We start from the raw sequence: 14,957 nt of genomic DNA on the forward strand, positions 1-14,957 counted from the left end.
GCAATGTCTCCGATTGAGGGTCAGGGGGATAGGGAAGCTGAGGCAACGAGCAGGACCGCGATTTCGGCGAGCTGCTGCAGCGCGCCGATCGTGTCGCCGGTCTGGCCGCCGATCTGGCTGAGGCATAGCGAGCGGAAGGCGGCGAACAAAAGACCGAGCAGGATGAACGCGACAATGGCGCCGCCGAGGCCGAGCGCCAGCAGCGCTACGGCGCCGAGTGCTGCTCCGACGACGGCTGTCTCGGCGCTGACGGCGCCTGCACCGGCTGAGAGGCCGTCGGCGCGAGCGGGCGGCAGAAGATGCATGAAGGCGCCGAACAGACCGCGAGAGGCGGCATGCGCGGCCAGCAGCGCCAGGAAGACATGTCCCGGTCCGGCCAGTTCCGAAAGCGCGCTCCAGCGGATGAGCAGCGAGATGCCGAGCGCCGCGGCGCCATAGGCGCCAATACGACTGTCGCGCATGATCTCCAGCTTCTTCTCGCGCGTCCTGCCGCCGCCGAAGCCATCGGCAATATCGGAAAGTCCGTCCTCATGCAGGCAACCTGTAGCAAGCATCGTCGCTGCGAGTGTGAGCGCCGCGGCCGGGCCGGCGGCAAGACTCAGGCCCGCAGCAATGGCGTGGACGAGCGCGCCGATGATCGCTGCGGCGAGGCCGGCAAAGGGTGCGGCCCAGATGGCATCGGCGAGGCTGCGGCCGCCGAAATCGCTCGACGGAAGCCTCAACCTGGTGAAGAAGACGAGGCTCAGGCCGATATCGTCAAGCAATTGCCGAGGCGCGGAAGGGCCGCTCATGCACCCCTCGCAATGGCGTGGAAGAAGGTGCCGCTGACATGGCCGCGCCGGTAGCCCGACGCGCCAAGCGGATTGCCCTGACCGTCGGCGAGGTCGGCGAGCGGCTCGTCGTTGCCGGTGGCGGTCATTTGCGCGTAGTGGAACTCATGGCCGCGGATCAGCGTGCCCTCGGCGCCGAGCGGGCAGGCGGCGCGCAGCCGCGCCTCGCGGTAGCCGAGATTCATCTTGCGCCTGGCAAAGCTGGTCGAATGGCCGAGCAGGCCAAGCATTTCATGGCTCACGCCATCCGCGTCTTCCAGCGATTCACCCAGCACCATGAAGCCGCCGCACTCGCCATGCACGGGCTTAGTCGCCGCAAAGCGCGCCATTCCGGCTCGGAAGTCTGCAGCTTGCGCCAGCTCGTCGGCATGCAGCTCCGGATAGCCGCCGGGCAGCCAGCAGACATCGCAGTCTTCGGCCGGCGCCTCATCGGCAAGCGGCGAGAACGGGACGATCTCGGCGCCGGCCTTGCGCCAGTGCGTGATGACATGCGGGTAGAGGAAAGTGAAGGCGGCGTCCTCGGCCAGCGCGATGCGCTGTCCGGGCGGCTGCAACGCATCGCCGAAATTGCCGGACGCCGGTTCCAGCGGTGTCGCCAGCTTCAGGATTGCGTCGATGTCGAGCGATTTCTCGACCATGTCGGCCAGTCGGTCGAGATGCGTCATCAGGTTTTCGTACTCGCCGGCCTGGACGAGGCCGAGATGCCGTTCCGGCAGGTTGAGCGTGGTATCGCGCATGATGGCGCCGACCACCGGCAGGCCGATCGCCTCGATCGCGTCGCCCGACAAGCGCCGATGGCGCTCGCTGCCCAAGCGGTTGAGCACGACGCCGGCCATGCGAACGTCCGGATCGTAGGTGGCAAAACCCTTGGCGACGGCGGCCGCCGTGGTCGACTGCCCCGAAACGTCGAGCACCAGAAGCACGGGCAGGCCGTAGAGCCGGGCGAGATCGGCGGCCGAGCCCGAGCGGCCTTCAGGCGCGGGAATGCCGTCGAACAGGCCCATCGCGCTTTCGAGGATGACGTATTCGGCGTCGTCCGCTGCCTGTGCGGCCAGAGCGTTGAGCAGGGAAGGGGACATCGCCCAGCTGTCGAGATTGATGCCTGACAGGCCGGTCGCGGCGGTGTGGAAGCCGGGGTCGATATAGTCCGGTCCGGACTTCGCGCCGCGCACCTTAAGGCCGCGGCGAGCGAGCGCGCGCAGCAGGCCGATGGTGACGCTGGTCTTGCCCGAGCCGGAGCGCGGCGCGCCGATGATGATCGCGCGGGCGGTCACAATCCACCTGCCAGGGCCGCGCGCATGGCGACGATCTCGCCGACGACGATCAGCGCCGGCGAGGCGAGCCCTGCGACGGCGGCCTCGTCGGCAATCGTAGCGAGCGTGGCGACGACGATGCGCTCCTGTGGCGTGGTCGCCGCTACGATCACGGCCGCCGGGGTCGAAGGCGCGAGGCCACCCTCGAGCAGGGCGTCGGCAATAATCGGCAGGTTGGCCATGCCCATATAGACGACGATCGCCTGGCCGGTGCGCGCGATCGCGGCCCAGTCGATATCATCATCCGTGCCCGCCGCATGGCCGGTGGCGAGAATGACGGCCTTATTGATGCCGCGCATGGTGGCGGGGATGCCGGTGGCAGCCAAGGCGCTCAGACCGGAAGTCAGGCCGGACAGCACCCGGAACGGGATCCCTTCGCGGGCGAGTGCCAGCGCCTCTTCTCCGCCGCGGCCGAAAATATAAGGATCGCCGCCTTTGAGGCGCACGACACGGCGCCCCTCGCGTGCCAGCCGCACTAGCAGGGCGTTGATGTCGTCCTGCTTCATCGAGGGTTTGCCGCCGCGTTTGCCCGCATAGAAGAGCTCGGCGCCTTCGGCGACGGCCACAACGTCGGGCGAAACCAGCGCGTCATAGACCAGCGCGTCGCATTGCCCGAGTGCGGCCAGCACCTCGAGCGTCAGGCAGCCGGGATCGCCCGGACCGGCGCCGGCCAGCCAGATATGGCCAGCCTCGAGCGCACGCGGCTTGAAGTTCAGCCGCGCCAGCGCCTGCTCCACCGAGGTCTGCCTGTTTCTGCTGGCGATGTCGTTCACAATCCGTCCCGTCCGCGAAAACGCCGCTGGTAATGGGCGTCGTAAAGTGAGCTCTCGCCGAAATCCTGCGCGGCCAAGGCACTGCCGACGAAGATGATCGCCGTGCGCTCCATCGGGTTTTCTGCCAATTGCGCTTCAATGGTGCCCAGCGTGCCGGTCAGGATCCGCTCGTCCGGCCAGGAGGCGCGGAAGACGACCGCGACGGGACATTCGGCGCCATAGAGCGGCGTGAGTTCCGCCACGATACGATCGATGGCGTGGATGGCGAGATGGATGGCGAGCGTGGCGCCGGTGCGGCCGAAGCCGGCAAGCGTCTCGCCGGGCGGCATTTTCGAGGCACGGCCGGAGACGCGGGTCAGCACCAGGCTTTGGGCGAGTTCGGGGATGGTGAGCTCGCGGCGCAGCGCCGCGGCGGCGGCGGCGAAGGAGGGGACACCGGGCGTCAGCGTGTAGGGGATGCCGTGCTTTTCCAGCCGCCTGATCTGCTCGGCCACCGCGCTCCACACCGAAAGATCGCCGGAATGCAGGCGCGCGACATCCTGGCCGGCTCTGTGGGCAGCGACATACTCGGCCTCGATCTCGTCGAGCGACATCGGCGCGGTGTCGATCAGCCTGGTGCCGGGCGCGCAATGCTCGAGCAGTTCCGGCGCGACGATCGAGCCGGCATAGAGGCAGACCGGGCAACTGGCCAGCAGCCGGCTGCCGCGCAAGGTGATGAGGTCGGCCGCACCAGGGCCGGCGCCGATGAAGTGGACGGTCATTCAGCACCTCCGCCATGCGCGATGGCGCAGGTCACCGGGCCGAGCACGGTGCGCGGCCCGAGCAGTTTTGCACCCTTACCCGCCGCGACCAGGGCCGAGGCTTCCGAAACCGAAGGCGTGCCGGCATGCGCCTGCGACACTTCGGATCGGCTGATCGTGCCTACGGACACGGCCTGCAACGCATCGTCAGCGACGACGATCACCGGAAGCGAGAGATCACGACCTGCGCGGAAGATCGCCTCCTCCTCGCGTTTGATTTCGCCGGTCGCCAGCGCCGAAAGCGCGGTCATCGACAGCCCATGTGCTTCGAGCGCGGTTTCGATCGCGGCGCGCACGTCGCGCGCCGTCACGCCTTTCCGGCTGCCGATGCCAGCGATCATCATGGCTTCACCCAGCTCCACTGCATGACGGGCATTGCCGGACGCCAGGCCTGCATGGACCCGACGGGCGAGGCGCGCGAAAGCGCGATGCGGGTGAGATCGCCGCCGCGCTTGTTGTGCTCACCGAGAAGCAGTGCCTCCATCTCCAGCGTGACCGCGTTGGCAACGAGCCGGCCGCCGGCGCGCAGCGCCTTGATCGCCTTCTCCAGCACGCCGGCATCGCTGCCTCCGCCGCCGATGAAGATGGCGTCGGGCGTCTCCAGTTTGGCCAAGGCCTTGGGGGCCTTGCCTTCGATCACGACAAGGCCGGGCACGCCGCAATGCGCCGCGTTACGGTGGATGCGTGCGGCGCGCTCGCTGTCGGCCTCGACAGCAATGGCGCGCATCGAGGGATGGGCCAGCATCCACTCGATGCCGATCGACCCCGAGCCGGCGCCGATATCCCACAACAGCTCGCCGCGCCGCGGCGCCAGCGCCGACAGCGTGATGGCGCGGATCTCGCGCTTGGTGATCTGGCCGTCATGCTCGAACAGATGGTCGGCAAGGCCGACGGTCAAGGGCAGGATGCGCGCGTCCGGCGTCGATTCAATTTCGAGCGCCAGCACGTTGAGCGGATTGATGTTTTCGAGATCGAAGGCGTCGGCGCAAGCGGTTCGATGTGCTTCATCCGGACCGCCGAGCACTTCGAGGACCGTCAATCGCGACGGCCCGAAGCCGAGTTCTTCCAGCAGTCCGGCAATGGCGGCCGGTGCGTCGCCGTCGGATGTGAGCGCAAGAATACGCGCGCCAGCGTGGAGCAGGGGTCGGATCAGGTCAATCGAATGGCCGTGCAGCGAGATGGTCTCGACATCCTGCAGCGCCCAGCCGAGACGGGATGCCGCCAGCGACAGCGACGACGGCGCCGGCAGGACCATCATCTCATCCGGCTTGACCTTGCGCGCCAGCGTGACGCCGACGCCGTGGAAGAAAGGATCGCCCGAGGCGAGCACGCAGACGTTTTTGCCCGCGAGCGCCAGCACGTCGCGCATTGCGGCGTCGAAGGGTGACGGCCACGCGCGCACCTCGCCCTTGGCCAAACCTGAGACGAGCCCGAGATGCCGCTTGCCGCCAAAGACGACCGCGGCCTCGGCAATCCGCTGCTTGGCCTCGTCGCCGAGACCCGCTACACCGTCCTCGCCGATGCCGACCACGGTCAGCCATCTCGAGACCGGCTTGGCAATGCGCGGACCTTTAGCAGGCATGATGACCCACCGCATTCTGATCCTCGGCGGAACCACGGAGGCCCGGCAGCTGGCGGGCAAGCTGGCTCGCCGGGAGGATTTCTCGATCACGCTGTCGCTTGCCGGCCGTACCGAAAGTCCCGTGCCGCAGGGCGTGCCCGTTCGTACCGGCGGCTTTGGCGGCGCGGAAGGGCTGGCAGGCTATCTCCGTGAAGAACACATCGATCTGCTGATCGACGCGACGCATCCTTACGCTGCGCGCATTTCGGCCAATGCCGCTGAAGCGGCCAGGCAAACCGGTTTGCCGATTCTCGCCCTGCGTCGCCCAGGCTGGGAGCCGGTCGCGGGCGATCGCTGGACGCTCGTCGACAGCGTCACCGAAGCGGCCAGCGCGCTTGGCACGGTCCCGCGCCGTGTCTTCCTGGCGATCGGCCGGCAGGAAGCCGGCGCTTTCGAGACCGCGCAGCAGCACCGCTATCTGATCCGCAGCGTCGACCCGGTCGAGCCGAGGCTGGCTGTTCCCGATGCGCTGTATCTGCTGGCGCGCGGGCCGTTTGTGGAAGCCAACGAACGGACGCTGTTCGAGCGGTACGGCATCGATGCCGTCGTGTCGAAGAACAGCGGTGGTGACGCGACCTACGGCAAGATCGCCGCGGCGCGGGCGCTCGGCATCGAGGTGATCATGGTCCGCCGACCGCCCTTGCCGGACGTTGCCTCGGCTGAAACCGTCAATCAACTGGCCGAGATGGTCGATCATTTTTTCGACCCTGTTGCCGACCGCGGCGTGTAGACCAGCGCGGGCTGTTCGCCGCGCTTGATGATGCGGGTTTCGGGCGAGCCGATGATGATGCAGGTGGCCATGTCGGCCTTCGCCGTATCGGCATCCGCCAGCAGAAACACCTCGATCCGCTCGTCCGGCCGGCCAGCGGCGCGGCCGAAGATCACCGGCGTGGTCCCTGGCAGGATGGCCTTCAGGCATTCGAAGGCTCGGCCGAGTTGCCAGGGCCGCGCCTTGCTGATCGGATTGTAGAGGGCGATGACGAAGCCCGCGCCGGCAGCCGCCAGCAGGCGAAGCTCGATCAGGTCCCACGGCTTTAGATTGTCCGAGAGCGATATGGCGCAGAAATCGTGGCCGAGCGGCGCGCCGATGCGAGCGGCTACCGCGAGCATCGCCGTGATGCCGGGCACCACCGCAAGATCGATCGCGCGCCATTCTTGCGGCCCGGCTTCGATCGCCTCGCAGACGGCTGCCGCCATGGCGAACACCCCGGGATCGCCGCCGGAAACGACGGCGACATTGTGGCCTTCGGCGGCCTTGGCCAGCGCCTCGTTGGAGCGAGCGAGCTCCTCGCGGTTATCGGAGGCGACGCGGGTCTGGTCCTCTCGCAGCTCGAGCCGGTCGAGATAAGGCTTGTAGCCATAGAAGAAGGAAGCCTCGGCCACGGCGCGGCTTGCCTCAGGCGTGACCTGGTCGGCATTGCCGGGACCGAGGCCGATAACGGTGATACGGCCGCTCATGGCTTTGCTCCGCAGGCCCCGGGGCGGGCGGACCAGCCGGCGACCAGAACGATGGCGAAATAGGGCGCCTTGTCGTCCGGCTTTTCGGCAAGCCGCATGGAGACGCTGCCCAGCATCGTGCCGCGCTCGACATAGACGGCTTTTGCCAGCTTGCCCGTCGCTTCCAGCGCGCGGCGGATCTTCGGCAGGTTGCGGCCGACCTTCATGATCACGGCGGCATCGGTGTCGGCCAGCCGGCGGGTCAGCTCGAACTCGCTCATCGTGCCGGGAAGCACGGTCAGCACGTCGTCGCCCTGGACGATCGGCAGGCCGGTGGCCGACCAGCAGCCGGACATGGCGGTGATGCCGGGGATGACCTCGGTCGGGAAGCGATGCGCCAACCGGACATGCAGGTGCATGTAGGAGCCGTAGAAGAGCGGATCGCCCTCCGACAGCACCGCAACCATCCTGCCAGCGCCGAGATGCCCGGCGACCTGTTCGGCCGACTGCTCGTAGAAATCGGCGATCTGCGAGCGGTAGTCGTCGTGATCCTTGTCGATCTCGGTCGTCACCGGATAAAGCAGCGGCAGCTCGATCATGTCCGGACGGAAGCGCGTCTCGACGATGGTCCGCGCATTGCTGTTGTTGCCGCGTTTGGCGAAATAGGCGACGACGTCGGCCTCGGCCAATGCCCGCGCGGCCTTCAGCGTCAAAAGTTCCGGATCGCCGGGGCCGGTGCCGACGCCGACAAGCCGGCCTTTTACAATCGCGTTCACAGGCCCGGCCTCGCCAATGCGTTGAGCGCCGCAGCGGTCATGGCGCTGCCGCCGAGCCTGCCACGCACGATGGCGTAGGGCACGCCGTAGGAATTCTCGGCCAGCGCATCCTTCGATTCGGCGGCTCCGACGAAGCCGACCGGCATGCCGATGATCGCGGCGGGCTTAGGCGCGCCATCGCGCAGCTTTTCCAGCAGATAGAAGAGCGCGGTCGGCGCATTGCCGATGGCGACGACCGATCCGGCCATACGCTCGCCCCAAAGATCGATGGCCGCGGCCGAGCGGGTGTTGCCGATTGCCTTGGCGATCTCGGCGGTGCGCGGGTCGCGCAGCGTGCAGATCACCTCATTGCCGGCAGGCAGGCGGGCACGGGTGACGCCGTGCGCGACCATTTCGGCATCGCAGAAGATCGGCGCGCCGGCGGCGAGCGCGGTCCGGGCGGCGGCAACGAAATCGCCGGAGAAGACGAAATGGCTGGCGGCTTCGACCTGGCCGCAGGCGTGGATCATGCGGATCGCGACATCCGCTTCGGTCTCGGAGAAGCGCGACAGGTCGGCCTCGGCGCGGATGATGGCAAAAGAGCGCTCGTAGATCGCCATCCCGTCATGAATATAGTCGTAGGCGGCCATTTTCAGTTCCGTCGATAGAGTTCGGCGACGCCGGCCGCGCCAAGCCTTGCCAGGCAGGCGGCGGCGGTCTCGCCGGGATGTCGTGCGCTGCGAATTGCAGCGGCAATGCCGGCAACCCCGCGCGCGGCGTCATAGCCCGGCCTGTATCCGGCAGGAAGGGCCTTTGCCGTCCCGTCCACGACAAGTCCGGCTCCGTTTTCGTCGCCGACAAGGGTGAGCGCCGCCGGGCCGGGATGGGCGCAGCCCTTGGCGCAGCCGGAGACGTGCAGGGTGATGGAGGTATCGAAGACGTCGGCGCTTTCGGTCGCGATCGTCTCGGCGATGGCGCGGGCGGCAATGCGGCCGGAAGCGCAAGCCGGCGCGCCAGGACAAGCGGCGATGCGGGTGCGCGGGTCGGCGGGGGAGGTGACGAAGCCGAGGGTAGCGGCGGAGGTTTGCAGCGAAGCGCAGGCTGATGAGGAGAGGCCGAGGAAGAGCAGGGCGCGGCCGGGCGCCAAGCGGATTTCGGTGGAGCCGCGTTGCAGGACTTGCCCCACGAGTTCGATGAGAGGCTGCGCCGGCATGCTGCCGAAGGGCAGGCCGATGCCAAGGGCGTGCGCTGCGTTCAGGTCGAAAAGGCCAATCGGCGCGCGATGGCGCTCTACGGCGCCCCCCTCTGTCCTGCCGGACATCTCCCCCTCTAGGGGGGAGATCAGGCCGGCGCGGCCGCTTTCGCCAATCGCCGAGGTCGGAACATGCGGGTTGGCTGCAGAGAGGGAGCCGGCGGCGAAGCTGCCAATCTCCCCCCTTGTGGGGGAGATGTCCGGCAGGACAGAGGGGGGCGCGAAGGAATGCCAGCCTGCGAGCGAGACCAACTGCCGCTCTGTCAAATCCTGCGTGTGTGCCTCACGTCCTTTTTCGGCAACCATCCTCAGCGCCGCAACAGCGATGTCGCGCGCGGCATCCGCATCGACCGTCGCGAGTGGCTTCGCACCAAGCGCGTCGCCGGCAACCGACACGCTCCACTGGACGCCCGCCGTGGTCTGCACCGCCTTCAGCCGCACATCGGCCGTAAGCGCTTCCAAACCCAACTGCCCGCCGCCGTCGACAACCACCGAAACCTTCGGTCCCAGCCTTGCCGTCAGCCCAGCCTCCTCGATAGCCGCCCTGATCCGCTGGGCCAGCGGGCGCGGGTCGGCCACCTCTTGGGGATCGATGCCTGCCAGCGGTCCAAGCTCGACCGGAACGCCCGTGCGCACCGCAATGCCAAGCGCATCCACCTCCGCCGCCAGCAGCCGCGCGCTTTCCGCCGTCAGCCCGCGGATCTGCAAGCTGCCGCGCGCGGTCACTTCCATGATGCCGTTGCCGTGGCGCAAGGCGGATTCGCCGAGGCCGATCAGTGATCCGGGCGAAAGTCCTCCAGCGACCGGGTTGAGCCGCACCAGCAGCCCGTCGCCGGTCTGCATCGGCGCACTGAGGGCAGGGCAGGCGCCGCGCCGTGAAAACGCGTTCATGCCGCTACCTCGCTTGCCTGCGCCTTGGCGATCAAGGCCGCGAGATCGTCGTCGATCGAATTGCGGAGCGGATGCCAAAGCCCGCGCCGCCGCGCCGACAGGAACCGCTCGGCGATGACTTTTGCTGCGGCTGGGTTCTCGCGCAGCAGGAAGGCGCGGACGTCAGGGTTGCCAACATAGGCGTCATGCACCGCCTCGATCAGCGCGCCCGAAATGGCGTGCGTCGTCTCGGCGAAGCCGACGAGACGGTCGACCGTCTCGGCGAATTCGGAGGCGCCGCGCGGGCCGTGGCGCATCTGGCCGGCGATGAAGCGCGGGTTGATGGCACGCGCCCGCACCACGCGGGACACCGCTTCACTGACCGAGCGCGGCTTCGGCTTCTTCGGATCGGTCGTGTCGAGCACGATGACGTCGGCATTCCTGCCAAGGGCAGCAAGCGCGGCCGAAAATCCGCCGATAAAGGCGACGTCGGCCGAGCCTTCGAGGATGTCGCGCCCCGGATCATCGCCGGTATGGACGAGAAGATCGGCCTCGGCGATGCGGCCCTCGAAAGCGCCGGGTGCCGCAACCGCTTCGCCGTCGGCGCCGCCATAGGCGTGCGAGGTGGCCTCGAGATAGGCGCGGCCGATCTCCTCGCGCGCCCCCCATTCGCCGCGCGACAGCAATTCCTCGACGCCCGCGCCGTAGGTTCCTGGCGAGGTGCCGAAAATGCGCGGGCCGACCTTGCCCCGAGCGCGGGTCGTTGCAGCGAGGGGATTTTCGGTATCGTCCTCGTCGCGGCTCGCAACCGCGTTGGCGGCGGCGTCTATCAGCGCGATCTGGGTCGGGAACATGTCACGGAACAGGCCTGAAATGCGCCAAGTGACGTCGACGCGCGGGCGGCCGAGCGTCGCCGGCGGCAGCACCTCGATACCGGTGACGCGCCCGGTCGCGGCATCCCATTGCGGCCGGCAGCCCATCAGCGCCAGGCCTTGCGCGATCTCCTCGCCGCCCGTGCGCAAAGAGGCCGAGCCCCAGAGGTCGATGACCAGCGAACGGGGCCAGTCGCCATGGCTCTGCATGTAGCTCCGCACGACTTCTTCCGCCGCCGCCTGGCCAAGATCATAGGCGGTCGGCGTCGGCATGGTGCGCGGGTCGGAGGTGAAGAGGTTGCGGCCGGTGGGCAGCACGTCGGAACGGCCGCGCGCCGGCGCGCCGGCCGGGCCTGCCCTGACGTGGCGGCCGTCGAGAGCGGCGAGCAAGGCAGCCTTTTCGGCCGCCGCGCTTTGCTGGCGCAGCGGATCTGCTTCGTCTTGCGGCGCGCGGCCGTAGACATGCAGCCCGTCCTTCACCGCGAAATCCTTGAGGTCGCAAAGCCAGGCGTCGATGCGGCGCAGCGCTTCGTCCGGCGCATCAGTGCCGGCAACGCCAGCCTCCGCCGCAAGACCGGACTTCTGTGCGGTCTCGACGATCAGCTTCGCCAGCCGATCGCGGCGGCGACGGTCGAGCCCGTCGGCCTGGGCGTATTCGTCGACAAGACGCTCGAGGCGCTGCTGTGCTTCGTCCAGACCGGCGCCGGTGAGCGGCGGCGGCAGATGGCCGAGCGTGACGGCCGAGATGCGGCGCTTGGCCTGTGCCGCCTCGCCGGGATTGGAGACGATGAAGGGATAGACGACCGGCAGCGAGCCGGTGACGATCTCCGGAAAGCAGGTGTCGGAGAGCGCGACCGTCTTGCCCGGCAGCCACTCCAGCGTGCCGTGCGCGCCGACATGGACGATTGCGTGCACGCCGAGCGATTTCTGCAGCCAGAGGCCAAAGGCGATGAGCTCGTGGCGCGGGGGCAGCGTCGGGTCGTGGTAATCGGCGCGGCGGTCGGCGGAACGGCCGCGGTCGGGGGCGAGAGCGACGGTGACGTTGCCGAAGGTCGCGGCGCGGAAGGGGAAGCCTGGCGAGGTGCCTGCCTGCAAAGCACGGCGTTCTGTCGCGCCCCCCTCTGTCCTGCCGGACATCTCCCCCACACCGGGGGAGATCAGCAGTTCGGACGCTGGCTTCCCCCTTGCAACGTTTGTGATTGGCGAAAGCGCAGGCGATAGCTCAATCTCCCCCCTCGTGAGGGAGATGTCCGGCAGGACAGAGGGGGGCGCATTGACGTGATCTTCGTCGTTGGCCTTTCCCCATGCCGCCTCCAGCGTATCGCGCGCCGGCTCCGGCAGTTCGACCGAAAAGGCTAGGTATTCCTCCAAAGAAACGCCGTGCCCACCCACCTCCAGCGCATCCAGCAACGCGCGCGGCGATTGCGGAATCCCATCAACCGCATAGCCTTGTTCCTTCAGGTCATGCAGCATGGCGAGCACGCTCGACGGCACGTCAAGCCCGACGGCATAGCCTGTACGCCCGGGTGCGCTCGGGTAGTCCGGGATCAGGATCACCAGCTTGCGCTCGGCCCGCTCAGTCTGCCGCAGGCGAACGAAGGCCGCGACGCGCTTGGCGACCTGCGCGACCCGATCGGCCTCCGGCCGGTTGGCGAAGGCGCGGAAGGCGAGCGCCGGATCGGTTTCAACCTCGCCCTTGAAGGCGATCGCGCCGGCCAGGATGCGGCCGTCGAGCTCCGGCAGCACGACATGCATGGCAAGGTCGGCGGGCGCCAGGCCGCGCTGGTTCTTCTCCCAGATCTCGCGCCTCGTCGTGGCGACGATGACCTGGAATACAGGCACGCCGGCGCGGTCGAAGAGCGTTTCTGCGCCCGGCTCGGCGCCGGAGGCGAAGGCGGTGGCGGTGATGATGGCGGCAGGGTTCAGCGAGGTGAAAGCGGTTTCGACAAAGGCCAAGGACGCCGGATCCTTGAGGCTGGAAACGAAGATCGGCGCTGGAGTCATGCCTTGCAGCCTCAACGCTTCCGCGAGAGCGTCGATCGGCGCGACGTCGGCTGCCAGCAGCATCGAGCGGTAGAAGAGGATGGGGACAACAGGAGCGTTGACGCTGTCGGCGTCGCGTTCCGTCACACCCCCCTCTGTCCTGCCGGACATCTCCCCCGCAAGGGGGGAGATTGAGCTGTCGTCGACGATTTCGCCAATCGCAGATGCTGCCAAAGATTCTGTTGTTGAGTTAGCAGAAGAGGCGCCGGGGCTGGTGACGGCTGATCTCCCCCCTTGCGGGGGAGATGTCCGGCAGGACAGAGGGGGGTGCGAAGGAACGCCGACATCAATGAACTCAGGCTTCTCCACAACCCCCAATCCAGCTCGATAATACCCCGCCTTCGGCACCTTAACCGGCTCGGTCACCACCGCATCCGACCCAGCCAGTCGGGCCAATCTCCGCACCAACACAGCCATATTGGTCGGGCCGCCTTCGCGGAAATAGCCGAGTAAGGCGTCGAGCTCGGCGCGCGGCAGCGTCGAGCCTTCGATCAGGCGCTGATCCTTGTCATGGCTTTCGCCCGGCAGCAGCGCCAGCTTGATGTTTCGTTCGCGTGCGACCGCCGCAAGCTGGTCGCAGCCGTAGCGCCACCAGTCGTAACCGCCGAGAATGCGGACCAGGACGATCTTGGCATGGCGGGCGACGCTGTCGATCCAGAGATCGACCGACATCGGGTGGCGCAGGTCGCGAAGGGCAGCAAGCCGCATCGAGGGCAGTCTTTCAGCGTCCGCCTTCCAGGCGGCGGCGAGGCCGGCAAGGTCGCTGTCGGTGAAGGACAGCGCCACGACATCCGCAGGCGTCTGCCTGAGGTCGATCGGCTCGGCGAGATCGTCGAGCGAGGCGGATGTCGTGGTGAGGATATGCATCGCTTTTCGTGTTGGGCTTTTCGTGCTTGCCTCAGCCGGCGAGGATACGCTCGACCGCTGGGCGATTCAGCCCCTTGAGGCCGATGACGACGAGCCGCGAGCGGCGATCGTCCGCAGCCGTCCAGGCGCGGTCGTAATAGTGATTGACGCGCGGGCCGACGGCCTGCAGCAGCAGCCGCATCGGCTTGCCGCCGACCTCGACGAAGCCTTTCACGCGCAGCACGTTTTCCTGCTCGGCGGCGAGGGCGACGCGTTTTGCCAGCTCGTCCGGATGCGAGATCGACGGGATATCAATGACGAAGGAGTCGAAATCGTCATGCTCGTGGTCGAGCTCGTCGTCGTGATGCGTCTTGCGGTTCTCGATGTCGTCCTCGACGGCAAGGCCGAGGCCGAGCAGGACCGACGGATCGACCTTGCCGTGCGTCGTCGGCACCACCTTCACGGCACGCGCCACATGCTCGCCGATGACGGCGTTGGCGCGCTCCGAGCCCGCCGCGTCCATCAGGTCGCTCTTCGACAGGATGATCAGGTCGGCGCAGGCGATCTGGTCCTCGAACACCTCCTCGACCGGATCGTCATGATCGAGGGAATCGTCGGCGGCGCGCTGCGCCTGGAGCGCGTCCATGTCGGAGGCGACGCGGCCACCGGCCAACGCCGGGCCGTCGACCACGGCAATGACGCCGTCGACGGTGACGCGGCTCTTGACCGTCGGCCACTGAAAGGCCTGAACCAGCGGCTTCGGCAGCGCCAGGCCGGAGGTTTCGATCAGGATGTGGTCGACCTTCGGCGAGCGCGACAGGATCTGGTCGAGCGCCGGCACGAAATCGTCCGCCACGGTGCAGCAGATGCAGCCATTGGCGAGCTCGACGATGTTCTCCTCCGGGCAGGTGTCGATGCCGCAGCCCTTCAGGATCTCGCCGTCGATGCCGACTTCGCCGAACTCGTTGACGATGATCGCCAGCCGCTTGCCCTTGGCGTTTTCGAGCAGGTTGCGGATCAGCGTCGTCTTGCCGGCGCCGAGGAAGCCGGTGACGACGGTGCACGGAACACGGGAAACGGAAGCGTTCATGGTCAGTCCTTCAGGAGATCGAGAGGCGGGATACGAGCAACCAGGCCGCGTTTGAGGGAATCAGGCCGGCCGCGCCACGGGATGAGGCCATCGGTCGACGTGGCGAAGAGCTTCGCGCCGGCGACGAGGTCGGCGCCGCTGGTCGTTTCCAGGTCGCCGAAGACATAGCTCCAGCAGCCGTCGCGCAAAAGCGCGGCGCTCAGGCGGCGCTTGCAATTGCCGAGGCATTCGACAGTGCGGATGCGGATATCCTGGCCCGACGCTGCGCTGCGCGTGTCCTCGGCCAGCAGGGCGCCGGCGCGCGGATGCGCGTCCGAACCGCTCTCGCCGCGGCAGGACGAGCAGACGATGACGGTCACGCCGGCCAACGCGTCGGACTCGGACGAAATGTCCGCACTGCTTGCCGGGAAACTGCCGTTGCGATCCAAAACCAGGCTCCTTGCCCGGAAAACCCG

The 14,957-nt window shown here is 67.8% G+C and carries 14 protein-coding genes; 1 reads left to right on the top strand and 13 read right to left on the bottom strand.

Features of this window, described 5'->3' with window-relative positions; genetic code table 11:
* Nucleotides 1-20: 20 nt before the first annotated feature.
* From QAZ47_RS17025 to cbiE, 6 genes are read right to left on the bottom strand one after another with little or no spacing between them, the layout of a single operon-like run.
* Entirely contained in the window at nucleotides 21-791 is a 771-nt protein-coding gene (locus QAZ47_RS17025; protein ID WP_278230126.1) for an adenosylcobinamide-GDP ribazoletransferase, read from the bottom strand.
* A complete protein-coding gene (locus QAZ47_RS17030) occupies nucleotides 788-2,104 on the bottom strand; it encodes a cobyrinate a,c-diamide synthase (protein WP_278230127.1) in 1,317 nt (438 codons plus the stop codon). The genes QAZ47_RS17025 and QAZ47_RS17030 overlap by 4 nt, the downstream gene beginning before the upstream one ends.
* Nucleotides 2,101-2,916 carry a uroporphyrinogen-III C-methyltransferase gene (gene cobA, locus QAZ47_RS17035; RefSeq protein ID WP_278230128.1) on the bottom strand — a complete coding sequence of 272 codons (816 nt, stop codon included), beginning with the start codon at nucleotides 2,914-2,916 and terminating at the stop codon, nucleotides 2,101-2,103. Before cobA ends, QAZ47_RS17030 begins: the two co-directional genes overlap by 4 nt.
* On the bottom strand, nucleotides 2,913-3,677 hold the full coding sequence (gene cobM, locus QAZ47_RS17040) for a precorrin-4 C(11)-methyltransferase (RefSeq protein ID WP_278230129.1): 765 nt from the start codon (nucleotides 3,675-3,677) through the stop codon (nucleotides 2,913-2,915). The genes cobA and cobM overlap by 4 nt, the downstream gene beginning before the upstream one ends.
* The gene (locus QAZ47_RS17045) at nucleotides 3,674-4,060 is read right to left on the bottom strand and encodes a cobalamin biosynthesis protein (protein ID WP_278230130.1); all 387 of its coding nucleotides are present in this window, start codon (nucleotides 4,058-4,060) and stop codon (nucleotides 3,674-3,676) included. The genes cobM and QAZ47_RS17045 overlap by 4 nt, the downstream gene beginning before the upstream one ends.
* The gene (gene cbiE, locus QAZ47_RS17050; protein ID WP_278230131.1) at nucleotides 4,057-5,298 is read right to left on the bottom strand and encodes a precorrin-6y C5,15-methyltransferase (decarboxylating) subunit CbiE; all 1,242 of its coding nucleotides are present in this window, start codon (nucleotides 5,296-5,298) and stop codon (nucleotides 4,057-4,059) included. The genes QAZ47_RS17045 and cbiE overlap by 4 nt, the downstream gene beginning before the upstream one ends.
* A gap of 1 nt (nucleotide 5,299) precedes the next feature.
* On the opposite strand from cbiE, the gene QAZ47_RS17055 reads away from it, so the two are divergent.
* Nucleotides 5,300-6,067 carry a cobalt-precorrin-6A reductase gene (locus QAZ47_RS17055; protein ID WP_278230132.1) on the top strand — a complete coding sequence of 256 codons (768 nt, stop codon included), beginning with the start codon at nucleotides 5,300-5,302 and terminating at the stop codon, nucleotides 6,065-6,067.
* On the opposite strand, the gene QAZ47_RS17060 is transcribed toward QAZ47_RS17055, so the two are convergent.
* From QAZ47_RS17060 to QAZ47_RS17090, 7 genes are read right to left on the bottom strand one after another with little or no spacing between them, the layout of a single operon-like run.
* The gene (locus QAZ47_RS17060) at nucleotides 6,031-6,795 is read right to left on the bottom strand and encodes a precorrin-3B C(17)-methyltransferase (RefSeq protein WP_278230133.1); all 765 of its coding nucleotides are present in this window, start codon (nucleotides 6,793-6,795) and stop codon (nucleotides 6,031-6,033) included. The genes QAZ47_RS17055 and QAZ47_RS17060 overlap by 37 nt on opposite strands.
* Nucleotides 6,792-7,550, bottom strand: coding sequence for a precorrin-2 C(20)-methyltransferase (locus tag QAZ47_RS17065; RefSeq protein WP_278201899.1), 759 nt, complete (start codon nucleotides 7,548-7,550; stop codon nucleotides 6,792-6,794). Before QAZ47_RS17065 ends, QAZ47_RS17060 begins: the two co-directional genes overlap by 4 nt.
* Nucleotides 7,547-8,179 carry a precorrin-8X methylmutase gene (locus QAZ47_RS17070; protein WP_278230134.1) on the bottom strand — a complete coding sequence of 211 codons (633 nt, stop codon included), beginning with the start codon at nucleotides 8,177-8,179 and terminating at the stop codon, nucleotides 7,547-7,549. The genes QAZ47_RS17065 and QAZ47_RS17070 overlap by 4 nt, the downstream gene beginning before the upstream one ends.
* A 2-nt stretch (nucleotides 8,180-8,181) precedes the next feature.
* A complete protein-coding gene (gene cobG / locus QAZ47_RS17075) occupies nucleotides 8,182-9,672 on the bottom strand; it encodes a precorrin-3B synthase (protein ID WP_278230135.1) in 1,491 nt (496 codons plus the stop codon).
* Nucleotides 9,669-13,433 carry a cobaltochelatase subunit CobN gene (cobN, locus tag QAZ47_RS17080; RefSeq protein WP_278230136.1) on the bottom strand — a complete coding sequence of 1,255 codons (3,765 nt, stop codon included), beginning with the start codon at nucleotides 13,431-13,433 and terminating at the stop codon, nucleotides 9,669-9,671. The genes cobG and cobN overlap by 4 nt, the downstream gene beginning before the upstream one ends.
* Nucleotides 13,434-13,464: 31 nt before the next feature.
* Nucleotides 13,465-14,502, bottom strand: a complete 1,038-nt coding sequence (gene cobW / locus QAZ47_RS17085) for a cobalamin biosynthesis protein CobW (protein WP_278230137.1) — start codon at nucleotides 14,500-14,502, stop codon at nucleotides 13,465-13,467.
* Nucleotides 14,503-14,504: 2 nt separating this feature from the next.
* A complete protein-coding gene (locus QAZ47_RS17090; protein WP_278230138.1) occupies nucleotides 14,505-14,930 on the bottom strand; it encodes a DUF1636 family protein in 426 nt (141 codons plus the stop codon).
* Nucleotides 14,931-14,957 lie beyond the last annotated feature (27 nt).

Source organism: Mesorhizobium sp. WSM4904 (genome assembly GCF_029674545.1).
Lineage (GTDB): Bacteria > Pseudomonadota > Alphaproteobacteria > Rhizobiales > Rhizobiaceae > Mesorhizobium.

Coding starts and splice junctions, on each gene's coding strand:
- QAZ47_RS17025 (WP_278230126.1), bottom strand. CDS start 791: ATGAGCGGCCCTTCCGCGCCTCGGCAATTGCTTGACGATATCGGCCTG.
- cobM (WP_278230129.1), bottom strand. CDS start 3,677: ATGACCGTCCACTTCATCGGCGCCGGCCCTGGTGCGGCCGACCTCATC.
- QAZ47_RS17045 (WP_278230130.1), bottom strand. CDS start 4,060: ATGATGATCGCTGGCATCGGCAGCCGGAAAGGCGTGACGGCGCGCGAC.
- cbiE (WP_278230131.1), bottom strand. CDS start 5,298: ATGCCTGCTAAAGGTCCGCGCATTGCCAAGCCGGTCTCGAGATGGCTG.
- QAZ47_RS17055 (WP_278230132.1), top strand. CDS start 5,300: ATGACCCACCGCATTCTGATCCTCGGCGGAACCACGGAGGCCCGGCAG.
- QAZ47_RS17060 (WP_278230133.1), bottom strand. CDS start 6,795: ATGAGCGGCCGTATCACCGTTATCGGCCTCGGTCCCGGCAATGCCGAC.
- QAZ47_RS17070 (WP_278230134.1), bottom strand. CDS start 8,179: ATGGCCGCCTACGACTATATTCATGACGGGATGGCGATCTACGAGCGC.
- cobG (WP_278230135.1), bottom strand. CDS start 9,672: ATGAACGCGTTTTCACGGCGCGGCGCCTGCCCTGCCCTCAGTGCGCCG.
- cobN (WP_278230136.1), bottom strand. CDS start 13,433: ATGCATATCCTCACCACGACATCCGCCTCGCTCGACGATCTCGCCGAG.
- cobW (WP_278230137.1), bottom strand. CDS start 14,502: ATGAACGCTTCCGTTTCCCGTGTTCCGTGCACCGTCGTCACCGGCTTC.